Below are 13,077 nucleotides of genomic sequence, written 5' to 3'. Positions count from 1 at the left end.
TATTAAAACCTTACAGGTTTTAAGGCCTGTAAGGTAAAGAATATTATTATCCGCGCTCCGGACGAAGGCTACGTACCGTAGCACCTGCCTGCCAGATTTCTGATTCACGAAGTTCAGCCAATTCTTCTTCCAATTTCACACGGTAGTCAGGTTGTGAGTTACGCGTGATTGAAATAGTAGCTTGTTCTCCTGATTTTACTGAGTTGTAAAGTTGTTCGAAAACAGGTTTAGTAGCGTCACGGAAAGGTTTCCACCAATCCAAAGCGCCACGTTGTGCTGTTGTAGAGCAGTTTGCGTACATCCAGTCCATACCGTTTTCAGCCACAAGAGGCATCAATGACTGAGTCAATTCTTCAACTGTTTCATTGAAAGCTTCTGATGGCGTGTGTCCGTTTGAACGAAGCACTTCATACTGAGCAGCAAAAATTCCCTGAATAGCACCCATCAAAGTACCACGTTCGCCGGTAAGGTCAGACGTTACCTCACGGTAGAAATCAGTTTCGAACAAATATCCTGAACCAACACCGATACCCATTGCGATACATTTTTCACGTGCTTTACCAGTTGCATCCTGGAACACAGCGAAAGATGAATTCAAACCTTTTCCTTCTACGAACAAACGACGAAGAGAAGTTCCTGATCCTTTCGGCGCTACAAGATATACATCTACATCAGCAGGAGGAACGATTCCAGTCTGGTCTTTATAAGTTACACCGAAACCATGTGAGAAATACAATGATTTACCGGCAGTCAAATTAGCCTTAACAGTTGGCCATAATTCGATTTGAGCGGCGTCAGAAAGCAAATAGCAAATAATAGTGCCTTTTTGCAATGCTTCTTCAAGTTCGAAAAGTGTTTCGCCAGGAACCCATCCGTCAGCAATCGCTTTATCCCATGATTTTCCACCTTTACGTTGTCCAACAATTACGTTAAATCCGTTGTCACGCATGTTTAAGCTTTGACCAGGACCTTGAACACCGTATCCGATCACGGCAATGGTTTCAGTAGATAGTACTTCGCGAGCTTTTTCTAGTGGGAACTCTTCGCGGGTAACTACTTCTTCTTCGACCCCGCCGAAATTTAATTTTGCCATTGATTATTAATTGAATTATTGATTACTTAATTAAAGGACAATATTACTAAAAATGGATTTGATATTTCTTTATTAACATTTACCAGACAGGCAACTCCTACGGAGTTTGCCAAAGCTGGAATTATTTGGCTCTATAAACAGGTAGCCCTTCCAGGGCTTTTATTACCCAAAATTTGTTAATTTAATGCTTCGGAGAAGCGTCCTGTTTATAGCAATCGAGTGTGTTTTTCTAAAATTGGCTCTGTAAGAGCCTCCTGATCCAAAATAATTGATTGGGACTACATATAATATTCCCACTCCGCTTCCGGCAGGTAATCCACCAGCGTTTGAGGAGATTTGCTTACCGCAACACGTCCTGAGCGTACAAATTCAAGGATTTCGTGAGGTTTAATATAGTTGAAGAATTCGAAAATTTCTTCTTCTGTACCTGTTTTCTGAATGATCACATAAGTCAGGTGCCAGTATACCACCCAGGCTTTGTACGTTTTGTTAATCGTTTCAATATCAAGCGGTTTTGCTCCGATAGGTGTTGAAATCTTAAACATCGCGATTTCATTGTAAGCGATATCGTCGTTCAGGTAACCGAAAACGGCAAGCACCTCGATAATTTTACGGATCTGGCGAACAAGTTTTTCAACAGCTTCGCGGGATTCATGGCGAATGACGATCGTGAAGCGTGAAATACCCTTACGTTCCGTTTCCGAAACCGTCAGACTTTCAATGTTGATCCGGCGACGGGTGAAAATGGTTGTTATCTTGTTTAATATCCCAATCGTATTTTCCGTAAATACGCAAATGGTGTAAGTTGTCATGATTCTTTAATGTCTAGTGAAAAAATGCAAGTGATTCTGAAAATTCATTTACATTATTCCAGTCTGATATCCGCTACACAAGCTCCCGTTGGAACCATTGGGAATACGTTTTCTTCTTTTTCAACCAATACTTCCAGTAGATACGGTTTGTCGGAAGCAAGCATTTTGTCAAGTGAATCGTTCAAGTCTTCTCTTGCGCCGCAGGTATGTCCGTTGATACCAAAACCTTTTGCGATTGTAATAAAATCAGGGTTTTGCAGCTCCACAAATGAATAGCGTTTTTCGTGGAAAAGCTGTTGCCACTGGCGAACCATTCCAAGGAAATTATTATTCAAAATAATAATTTTAACAGGCAAACCGCTTTGTGCAATCGTTCCCAATTCCTGAATTGTCATCTGAAAACAACCGTCACCGATAATGGCAACAACCTCACGGTCAGGTGCTCCTACTTTCGCTCCGAAAGCTGCTGGCAGTGCATACCCCATTGTTCCCAAACCACCCGATGTAATGAACGAACTTGGTTTTTTAAACTGATAATAACGTGCTGTCATCATCTGATGCTGACCAACATCCGCTACAATTACCGCTTCGCCTTTTGTTTTATCGGAAAGTGAACGAATCACTTCCGCCATTTTTATTTTTTCCGTCGTTGGGGCAAGTTCCGGCTGCGTGATTTTTTCATCTTCAATCGCATCGAATTTCTTGAATTCTGCTCTCCACTCCTCGTGGTTATTTTCATTCACAAGCGGCAAAAGCATTTCCAAAGCGCGTTTGGCATCACCAACAACCGGTGCATCTGCTTTTTTGATTTTGTCAATTTCCGCAGGATCGATTTCAATGTGGATAACTTTCGCTTGTTTTGCGTAACGGCTCAAATCACCAGTAACACGGTCATCAAAACGCATACCGATTGCAATAATCAAGTCACAGGAATTGGTAAGCACGTTCGTTCCATAGTTTCCATGCATTCCTAACCAGCCCACATAATTCGGGTGATCAACAGAAATAGAGGAAAGTCCTAACAAAGTTGAAGCCGCAGGAACGTCTGTTTTTTCAATAAATTGTAACAATTCCTGTTCAGCACCAGCGATTTGAACACCATGTCCAAAGAATAAAAAAGGACGTTTTGATTCGTTGATAAGCTTTGCAGCTGCTTCAACCTGATCTTCTTTTGGCGACAAACGTGGACGATAGCTAAGCAATTTTTCACATTTTTTATGCACAAACGGTTTAGACATCAATTTTTGCTGTGCATCTTTTGTGATATCAATAAGTACCGGACCAGGACGGCCAGACTTAGCGATATAAAATGCTTTCGCGATAATTTCCGGAACCTCGTCAGGATTGGTAATCTGGTAGTTCCATTTTGTAATTGGAATGGTAACACCCATGATATCCGTTTCCTGAAAAGCGTCTGTTCCCAACAAATGAGATCCAACCTGACCAACGATACAAACCATCGGCGTTGAGTCAATGATTGCATCTGCGATCCCTGTTACCAGATTCGTAGCGCCTGGACCTGATGTTGCCAAACATATTCCAACCTCACCGGTAATGCGGGCAAATCCTTCGGCAGCGTGTGCGGCACCTTGTTCATGACGTACGAGAATATGATTAATTTGTTCCTGATAATCATAAATAGCATCGTAAACGGGCATAATTGCCCCACCCGGATATCCAAAAATCGTTTTGACGCCTTCGGCAATCAATGACTGGATCAGTGCATGAGAACCGTTGATCAGTTCTGGTGCTGCTACCGAAATTGGCTGCTCTGCGATTTCGGCTGTTTGTGTTTGGTTTTCATTAAATTCCATGACCTCTACTTATTTAGTCGGATGAATTTCAAGCTTTCTATATTGCAGGTTACGTTTGCGCAACCTTTTATTTTTTAACTACGCTTCGTCAGTAACACATCCCTCACTGGCAGATTTTACCGTGCGAATATATCTTCCTAACATTCCTTTTGTAAATTTTGGCTCTGGTTGTATCCATGCAGCTTTACGTTCCGCCATTTCCTCATCAGAAATATGGACAATCAGCTGACGTGTATTTGCATCAATTGTGATTCTGTCGCCATCTTTTACAAGCGCGATCGGACCACCGTCAAATGCTTCCGGAGTAATGTGTCCTACCACAAATCCGTGCGTTCCTCCTGAGAAACGACCATCTGTGATCAGTGCAATTTTATCGCCAAGTCCGGCTCCCATTACGGCAGATGTTGGTTTCAACATTTCTGACATACCTGGTCCGCCTTTTGGTCCGGCGTTACGGATTACAACCACGTGACCGGCTTTAATTTCTCCTTTGGAAAGCATGGTAATAATTTCCGTTTCATGCTCACAGATTTTTGCTTCGCCGTCGAAAGTCAAACCTTCTTTTCCTGTAATTTTTGCAACAGAACCTGTTGGTGCAAGGTTACCATACAAGATCTGGATATGTCCCGATGCTTTAATCGGAGTTTCCAGAGGGAAAATTATTTTCTGGGTTTCAAAATTAAGATCCGGTGCTTCGGCTAAATCTTCTGCCAACGTTTTTCCTGTTACAGTCAAACAATCACCGTGAATCATTCCTTTTGAATACAAATATTTCATTACCGCAGGAACACCACCAATAGCCAGGATGTCTTCCATGAAGTATTTGCCACTTGGTTTAAGATCAGCGATAAAAGGGACCTTGTTAGAAATTGCCTGAATATCATCCAATGTCAAAGGAAGATCTGCTGCGCGGGCAATCGCAAGAAAGTGCAATGCTGCGTTTGTAGAACCACCCAATGCCATAACCAAAGTCAAAGCATTTTCAAGCGATTTTTTTGTGATAATATCTCTTGGCGTAATATTCAGTTCAAGCAAATTTTTCATTGCCGCACCGATTTTTTTGCACTCTTCCTGTTTTCCTTCGTGTGTTGCAGGGTAAGAGCTGCTGAATGGCAAACTTAATCCCATCGCTTCAATCGAAGCAGCCATTGTATTAGCAGTATACATACCACCGCAAGCACCCTGACCAGGAATTGAATTTTGTATTACTCCTTTATAATCTTCGTCGGAAATATTGTTGGCGAATTTTTTACCAAGCGCTTCAAAAGCAGAAACGATATCCAGTTTTTGTCCTTTGTAATGTCCTGAACGGATAGTTCCGCCATAAACCATGATTGCAGGACGATCAAGACGAGCCATCGCCATAACAGCACCCGGCATGTTTTTATCACAACCTACCACAGCGATTACGCCATCATACCATTGAGCGGCTACAACCGTTTCGATAGAATCCGCGATGATATCACGACTTGGAAGTGAATAACGCATCCCATCATTTCCGTTTGTCATACCATCGGAAACTCCAATTGTGTTGAAGATCAGACCGACCATGTTGTTAGCCGTAATTCCTTGTTTTACGTAAACAGAAAGTCCGTTTAAGTGCATATTACAAGGGTTTCCTTCATAACCTGTACTGGCAATACCAATTTGTGGTTTTACCATGTCCTCTTCTTTTAATCCAATGCCATAAAGCATTGCCTGAGCTGCCGGATTAGTAACTTCCTGGGTTAGGGTTTTCGAAAATCTGTTTAGTTCTGTCGCCATGGTGAATTATTGTAAGATAAAAAACACCTCACTCAGCGGGTGAGTGAGGTGCGGATATATGCCGTTACATCTCACTCACGCCTGGGGCGTGACTACGATCAAGAGGAAGATGGAACGTGCCGTTAACATAAATCAATAGAAAACGAAAAATTTGTTTTTAGCGAAATTTCGCTGACTCTAACTTGGTGTTACAAATTAGAAGCCTATCTTTTTATTTTCCAAATTTTAGGGCAAATTTTTGCGGATATACTTAGATAAATCCCATATTATTTATTTGGTAAAGGTTCGTTCACAGAAAATAATTAATTTTGGATTTCAATCAATGCAACATTCCATGCTAACAACCGAATCTTCGTCTCTATATAATGATCTTGATCAGATGAGTGTCAATGAAATTTTGAACTCGATTAACCGGGAAGATCAGACTGTGCCTAATGCCGTTCAAAAGGTAATTCCTCAAATTGAAGCTTTGATCGAGGAGATTGTTCCGCGTATGAAAAAGGGCGGACGTTTATTTTATATTGGTGCCGGGACGAGCGGACGTTTGGGTGTTGTGGATGCTTCGGAATGTCCGCCAACTTTTGGCGTTCCATTTGATTTGGTTGTGGGTATTATTGCCGGCGGTGATATTGCGATCAGAAAAGCGGTAGAAAATGCAGAGGATAACTGGACGCAGGCGTGGATTGATCTGGCTCCTTATAATTTAACTGAAAACGATACTTTAATCGGACTTGCAGCTTCCGGTCGTACGCCTTATGTAATTGGTGGATTAAATGAAGCGAGAAAAGCAGGTTTATTGACAGGTTGTGTAGTTTGTAATAATGGATCTCCAATCGCGGAAGCTTGCCAATTTCCAATCGAAGTAGTTGTCGGACCGGAATTTTTGACGGGAAGTACAAGAATGAAATCGGGTACCGCACAAAAATTGGTACTGAATATGATTTCAACTTCGGTGATGATCCGTTTGGGAAAAGTAAAAGGAAATAAAATGGTGGATATGCAGATGACCAATGAAAAACTGGTCAATCGTGCGATCCATATGATTATAGATGAATTAGGTGTTTCTCCGGATGAAGCAGAATCATTGCTTGATCAGTATGGAAGTGTTCGTGGGGCGATTGAGGCGGTTAGGAAATAGTGTCAAAATGATGCCATAATCGAATAAAGAATATTATACGATTTGTTTGCATAAAATTGAAGATAACGACCAATATTCGTTTTTCTTAAAGAGGAAGAATGTAGATTTAATCTCATTTTCAGGCAGTTGTTCATAAGACAACGGTTTGAAAATGAGATTTTTTGTTTTTCACATATCTATCCTGTGTATGAAAATAATATCTCCAAAATACATTTTTGGCATTGCTTTTCTTTTTCTGTCTTTGGGAAGTTTGAAGACATTTTCTAATGAAAATCCCTCTCTTCATATCGCAGAGAAATTTGTTTCATTCTCTGCAAGATTGGAGAAAAGTGAATTGGTTCTTAACTGGAAAGTTAGTCCGGGGGATGTTAACAAAGGTTTTGAAATTCAAAAAAGCCTGGACGGAAAATTGTTTGAAAAGATTGGATATTTAAAGGAAAATGAGACCTCTAAAATGCAAACAGATTACTCTTTTGTTGATAAAGAGCTCCCCCTTTCCACACCATATATTATCGTATAAAATTATTAGATAATGATTCACTCGTAAATTATTCGAGAATAATATCAATAAGCGGAAAAGAGCTGGGAATTCTAACCATTTTTCCTAATCCCGGCGACGGCGTTTTTTCTTTGTCGATGGGTAATACAAAATCTTTTGAACTAAAAATTATGGATTCAAAAGGCCATCACATACCAATTCTGATCAAGAATATCAAAGACTCGAACGATGTTATTGTACATCCACAAAATGACTTACAATCTGGTTTTTATCAATTGAAAGTTATTTCTGGGGACCATATGAAGTTGGAAATGATGAAGGTTGTGGTTGAATAATCTTCCTTTTAAACTAAATTATCATGGAGGAGATATTGAAGACCGAAGTGCTGGAAAGAGAAAGAAGCAGATATCACATAGAATTATTGAAAGCATCGAATGGAAAAATTTTCATATCAATTAGCCAACATATATTTTCAAAACTACATGAAATTCAGCAGTCCACTATAAGGATGAAGCCAGCTGATTTGGAAGAAGTTATTAATATATTAAAAGGCTACCAGTCGGAAATTCAAAAGATTTATCCAAGAAAAAAAGCACTTACGAATGTCCGAAGAGAAGAGTTAATAGATAGATATCTGAATAAGTGTTTGGAAATCGAAATGTTGGCAGTACAGTTTGATTGCTCAGTCGGTGAAATCAAGCAACTTCTTTTTGAAAAAAATATAGTGATTACTTCCAGTGCAATTGATAACAACAAACCCGTAAAGAGATTTTGGAAAAGAAAAGGAAGAAGGTCAGGGTAACCAGAGAAACCTCTGCAATCCTGACCTTCTTTCATTAAATCTAAAAAACTTAAATATCCGAATAATCAGTAGGATACATGTAAAAGCTCGTATTTTTTGAAACGTTATTCTGATATTCCGGATTCACTTTCAATTTGTTCCATTCTGCATCGTCGCTGAACGATTTCCAATGCGCATCACGATCTGCTTTATTTTCAAAAGTTGTCATGTACATCAAGTTTGGCTGATGACTTCCCGCGATAACTTCACCATAAAAAACTGCGTTAAAATTCAATCTGACAAAAAGTGGAACTTCACCTCCATCGTTGAACATCTTCACTTTATTCTGGTAAATTTTTTCTGTGTGGCCTTCGTAACTGCGCATTTCATAAACACGTTCGCTTTTCGCAGCTTTTAAATTTGGTTTTGCATGAACCGGCATTGTTGTAAATGCCTGTAAAATTGTCGTCTCAATGCGAATGTAAGGAGGATTTTTATACGGCGCATCCAGATATTCTTTTCCCGCAGCCAGATATTTAGTATCCTTTTCCAATGTTTTTGGAAGTGCTACCAATTGATCAAGAGAAGCAATCGGCGTAAAAACATAAATTAATTTTCCGCTCATAGTATCTGTTGGAACAGGTTTGAAAACACCTACGTCTTTAATTCCTGCACGGTGCGCGGCAGGTATGTAGGCATCTTTCAGATAGTTTTCAACGATTGTCTCCTGCGTTTTATCTTTAAGGTGATATATTTTTATCTCATAATATTCTCTTTTCGGAGCACTTAATGCGCTAAGCGTTAAAGCCAGCATGAAAAAGCTAAAAAGAAAGCTTCGTTTTTGGGGATTGTTCATAAAATAAATAATTCTTTTGGATACGGGATAAGTTTTTAATCGAAAAGAGAGGATATTCAGATTTATACTGCTGCAAAAATGCAGACACTCGGGCATCTGCATTATTTGTAAAAATATATTTTTGCAACTTCTAGAATTTCGGGCAGGAAAGTTGGTGTTTGTTACTTCTCGATCTTTTTGGTTTAGGGGTGAGCGGTTCAAAAATATAGGATAGAGAAATCTCATGAGCACCGCCACTACCGGCTCCCAAAGTTGAAATTGTCAAATCGTAACTGTAACCAATCGAGAATTTATCCTGACGAAAACCGGCCAGAAATACCAATGATTCATGATTATTAATCGTTGGCTCATATTTCTTGAAAGGAATGCCTCGATACCACATACCCAATACCAGCGGTTCGATGGTCACATACATACCCACATCCAGCTGGTCGTACTTTCCTTGTTTCTTGTAAAGGATAGCCGGCGATATCGTTTTCTCCTTATCAATTTCATCTCCCAAATACGTATATCCTGCAAACGGAATCCTTAAACCTGCCTGCAAACTTGCTTTTACAGGAAGTCTTGCTTCGGTACCGCTGAATGCCTGATTTGGACGGTTGATATGGTGAGCTGATAAACCTGCCCAGTACCAGTCGGAATAAATCATCATACCGGTTGAGAAATCTGCATAATTTACGTGAGGACCACCCTGTGCAAAAGGATCAGAAGATGGCGTGCCTGTAAGTCCGCCATTATTATACTGATCGCCAAAAGTCAATCCGTAATAGTCCAGCGACCGGGAGGAAAAACCACCCTGAATACCAAGACGTACCGAAGTGACGTCGTTCAATGCAATCTGGTATGCATATTGTAAAGCTATATCTGTTGCTTTAAGATTTCCCAAACCCTGGCTGTCGGTTGTTACCTGAATTCCAACTCCACTGTTATAATTCGGAAGAAATACATCAGCGCCAAAAGATGCAGTCACAAAATTGGCAGAAAGTGCCGGCCATTGGTTTCGGTAGTTGGCGGTTAATCTTGGCGCTAATGCACCACCTGCCAAAGCCGGGTTGAGGTATAATGGATTAGCATAAAATTGAGAAAATTGCGGGTCCTGACTCCAACCTTCGAGGCTGAGCAGTGTCATAAAAATAATAGGGAGTATACGCTTTATCATACAATATTAGACTTTGTCCGCTATTTACGGCGAATTGTGTATAGAGACATAAAAAATTACAAATTTTAATTCACAAATTGTCGCCACATTGCGTATTAATATTCAAATTAGCATGGTTTTTAAGACATTACCACACAAAATTTTAACATATTATTTTCGTTAGAATGATCGGGTAACAAGAATATTAAAGTGGCAGGTAGGGATGATTGATTTAGTAACGAAACATGAGGCGATTTTATAATACACATCGGAAAATATTTTATTCTTTTTTCTTTTTGTTTTTTCTGGCAACAGGATTTGCAAAAGGAGAAACCTTTACCGTGACCGAAAAGTGCGTGCCAAGTCCGGCGTGTGCAGAAGACGGGACTGTCTTTAACGAGGATAATAATAGTAAGGCGACTGCATGGGCGTGGGATTTCGGTGATAGGGGAAAAGATGATGTAAGAAATCCCCTGCATGCCTATAAAACAGCCGGATCTTTCACTGTGACTTTGACCAGAACTTTCGCTGACGGAAGTAAAACAACTGAAACGCAATTAATTACAATTGGGGATGTTCCGCCTCCATTTCAAAAATGGAAAGCAGATACTACAATTTGTCCAGGACAAAGTATCGATTTAAACCCATATCCTACCAATGCACCTGCTGGCGCAAAATATATCTGGTATCCAAAAGGTGATACTACGCAGATTTTAAAGGTTGATAGCTCCGGCTGTTATTCCGTTCAGGTGATTATGCCAAACGGATGTAAACTTCAGGATAAAGTCAATGTCAAGATCTGTATGGAACCTACTAACTCAGAAGGTGCAAAATGGTATTTTGGAGCAAATGCAGGGCTTGATTTTAACAATTCTCCACCATCACCATTAACGGACGGTCAGGTAAATACAGCAGAAGGTGTTTCGTCCATTGCAAATTCAAAAGGTGAATTGCTGTTTTATTCTGATGGTATTACCATCTATAATAAGGATCATAAGAAAATGGATTGCTTTGCGATCACAAATTGTGAGCCGCTTTTGGGAAGTCATACTTCCACTGAGTCAGTACTGATTGTTCCTCAACCTACATGCCGGGGTTGTGAATATTTGTATAACGTATTTACAACAACAGATATTCAAGGTACGAAATACCTCACGGTAAGCGTCGTCGATATGCGCCGGAATAATGGTAAAGGTGCAATTATTGAACAAAATACAACCTTACAGCAACCTACAACTGAAAGACTTGCTGCGGTTGAAAACAAAAAGGATACTACTTACTGGGTTGTTTCCCACGATTACGGAACCAATAAATTCCGCATTTTTCACGCTACAACAGGCGGTTTGACGGAAACCAGTGCTCCTGAATTGGGGATGGCGCATGATTCCTTGAACGAAGCAGAAGGTTATATGAAATTTTCTGCGGCAGATAGTACCACCGGTGAAAGAAGACTGGCTGTTGTAATTCCGGGTCCGCCAACGAACTATGTTGAATTATTTAAATTCAATGATACCACAGGTGTTCTGACTTATGATAAATTAATAAATCTCGGGCCCGCCCCGCCCACGGCGTATGGGATAGAATTTTCGTCCAGCGGTGAAAAAATGTATGTCACATTCCAGGGAGATGGGAAAACGAAATCTTACCTGAAACAATACGATCTCACATTCAGTGATAGTACGCTGGTGGAATCTGCGCTGGTCATTGATAGTTCTGCCACGCAGAAGTATGGAGCTTTACAAATGGCCTCGGACGGGAAAATATATATGGCCGTTGACGGGAGTGATTATCTTGGTGTAATCGGAAAACCGGAAAGAAATTCGGTAAGTACCATTGAATATAAACTTGAAGGTGTAAATCTGGGAGGTAAAAAAAGTGGTTTAGGATTGCCGAATATGGTGCAGGATTTTTCTCAGGAATCATCGGGACCAGGATTTACGGCTGACGGTTTCTGTACAAATGAACCAACAACCTTTGAAGCCGGACCAATTTGTGATCCTAAAAAAGATACATATAGCTGGATATTTGGTGATGGTTCAGCCTCACCGCCGTCGAAAGAACAGAAAGTTACACATACTTACACGCAGCCAGGTAGCTATCTTGTGACACTTTCACAAACAAACGAGTGTACCACAATGGTTACCAAGGATACTGTTGTGATTTATGAGACGCCGCCTGCTATGAATTTGCGCGCGAACATCGATACTTGTGGACAATATATTCAACTTGACATGGGTATTACGGCTCAAATCTACGAGTGGTATAATAAAGGAAGAATTGTTGGTCGTTCAAAAACATTAAAAGTTACCGCTACCGGCAGATATATTGCCGTTGCTTATAATGGCCCACAAAGAGATTGTTTCACAGCTGATACAACCGAGGTCACACTTCGAAAGCCACCGGCGTTTGATCTCGGCGCGGATACGACGATGTGCCGCGACAGTTCTATTTTAATAACAGCTCCGGGACTTACCTGGCGTGAATTTTTGTGGAACACAGGTGAAACAACGCGTAGCATTACAGTGCGTCAGCCGGGGACTTATTTTGTACAGGTGAAAAATGGTAATGACTGTTATAATGCTGATACAATTCAGGTGGGAGAACTGCCTTCGCCAATTTTAGGTCTTGCTCCTGAATATTATATCTGCATACCTGATGGGGGATCTACGGTTCTGGATGCCAAAGGTGTCGGGGTAATTCATTATGAATGGCCGGCTACCGGTGATACTACACAAACGATAACGGTAACTCAAAAAGGTGTTTATACAGTTTTGGGAACAAATAAGGAAGGTTGTGTAGCCCAAAAGTCTACAACTGTTTTTGATCAATGTGAACCCCGGTTCTTTATTCCGGATGCTTTCACACCTGATGGTAACGGTAAAAATGAGACACTGGAAGTTTTTGGAGCGTATTATACCAATTATTCAATCCGGATTTATAACCGTTGGGGAGAAGTAATTTATGCGACAAATTCGATAGAAAGCCGTTGGGATGGAACGTATAAAGGCATGAAAGTACAGCCCGGAGTTTACCCATATATCGTGTCTTACGAAGCTCAATATTTCCCGGAAAGAAACCCGGTTATAATTCGGGGCTCTGTGATGGTGATCCGTTAAACGTTCGGTTTTGCCAATAAAAACGGTTATTTTTGATTGAATAAATGCGTGCGTTTTTATTTAAAA

11 protein-coding genes are annotated in these 13,077 nt (G+C 40.4%); 5 read left to right on the top strand and 6 right to left on the bottom strand.

The annotated features are described in order from the left end of the window. Window positions 1–46: 46 nt before the first annotated feature. The 4 genes from ilvC to ilvD all read right to left on the bottom strand — a co-directional run bounded on the left by ilvC (window position 47) and on the right by ilvD (window position 5,483). On the bottom strand, window positions 47–1,093 hold the full coding sequence (gene ilvC / locus IEE83_RS28205; protein WP_194124095.1) for a ketol-acid reductoisomerase: 1,047 nt from the start codon (window positions 1,091–1,093) through the stop codon (window positions 47–49). 278 nt (window positions 1,094–1,371) lie between these two features. Beyond that, window positions 1,372–1,905 (bottom strand): acetolactate synthase small subunit, encoded by a 534-nt coding sequence (gene ilvN, locus IEE83_RS28200; RefSeq protein ID WP_159475470.1) that lies wholly within the window; start codon window positions 1,903–1,905, stop codon window positions 1,372–1,374. 53 nt (window positions 1,906–1,958) lie between these two features. Further along, window positions 1,959–3,719, bottom strand: coding sequence for a biosynthetic-type acetolactate synthase large subunit (ilvB, locus tag IEE83_RS28195; protein ID WP_194124094.1), 1,761 nt, complete (start codon window positions 3,717–3,719; stop codon window positions 1,959–1,961). A 78-nt stretch (window positions 3,720–3,797) separates the two neighbouring features. Continuing rightward, the gene (gene ilvD, locus IEE83_RS28190; RefSeq protein ID WP_194124093.1) at window positions 3,798–5,483 is read right to left on the bottom strand and encodes a dihydroxy-acid dehydratase; all 1,686 of its coding nucleotides are present in this window, start codon (window positions 5,481–5,483) and stop codon (window positions 3,798–3,800) included. 334 nt (window positions 5,484–5,817) lie between these two features. Here ilvD and murQ point away from each other — a divergent pair, with 334 nt between their 5' ends. From murQ to IEE83_RS28170, 4 genes are all read left to right on the top strand, one after another. Beyond that, window positions 5,818–6,621, top strand: a complete 804-nt coding sequence (murQ, locus tag IEE83_RS28185; protein ID WP_194124092.1) for an N-acetylmuramic acid 6-phosphate etherase — start codon at window positions 5,818–5,820, stop codon at window positions 6,619–6,621. A gap of 187 nt (window positions 6,622–6,808) precedes the next feature. Beyond that, window positions 6,809–7,141: a hypothetical protein gene (locus IEE83_RS28180; RefSeq protein ID WP_194124091.1), complete on the top strand. Its 333-nt coding sequence runs from the start codon at window positions 6,809–6,811 to the stop codon at window positions 7,139–7,141. Then, complete coding sequence (locus IEE83_RS33680; protein ID WP_369009360.1) at window positions 7,126–7,455, top strand: T9SS type A sorting domain-containing protein; 330 nt, start codon at window positions 7,126–7,128, stop codon at window positions 7,453–7,455. Before IEE83_RS28180 ends, IEE83_RS33680 begins: the two co-directional genes overlap by 16 nt. A gap of 23 nt (window positions 7,456–7,478) precedes the next feature. Further along, the gene (locus tag IEE83_RS28170) at window positions 7,479–7,922 is read left to right on the top strand and encodes a hypothetical protein (RefSeq protein ID WP_194124089.1); all 444 of its coding nucleotides are present in this window, start codon (window positions 7,479–7,481) and stop codon (window positions 7,920–7,922) included. A gap of 49 nt (window positions 7,923–7,971) precedes the next feature. On the opposite strand, the gene IEE83_RS28165 is transcribed toward IEE83_RS28170, so the two are convergent. Both IEE83_RS28165 and IEE83_RS28160 read right to left on the bottom strand, forming a co-directional pair. Beyond that, window positions 7,972–8,757, bottom strand: coding sequence for an NIPSNAP family protein (locus tag IEE83_RS28165; RefSeq protein WP_194124088.1), 786 nt, complete (start codon window positions 8,755–8,757; stop codon window positions 7,972–7,974). Between the two features lie 130 nt (window positions 8,758–8,887). Continuing rightward, entirely contained in the window at window positions 8,888–9,916 is a 1,029-nt protein-coding gene (locus tag IEE83_RS28160; RefSeq protein WP_194124087.1) for a PorP/SprF family type IX secretion system membrane protein, read from the bottom strand. Between the two features lie 224 nt (window positions 9,917–10,140). Between IEE83_RS28160 and IEE83_RS28155 the strand changes: the two genes are divergently transcribed. After that, window positions 10,141–13,011, top strand: coding sequence for a PKD domain-containing protein (locus IEE83_RS28155; RefSeq protein ID WP_194124086.1), 2,871 nt, complete (start codon window positions 10,141–10,143; stop codon window positions 13,009–13,011). Window positions 13,012–13,077 lie beyond the last annotated feature (66 nt).

It is taken from the genome of Dyadobacter subterraneus, assembly GCF_015221875.1.
Lineage (GTDB): Bacteria > Bacteroidota > Bacteroidia > Cytophagales > Spirosomataceae > Dyadobacter > Dyadobacter subterraneus.
The sequence above is the reverse complement of the archived record's forward strand: the minus strand, read 5'-3'. Positions and strand labels throughout refer to the sequence as shown.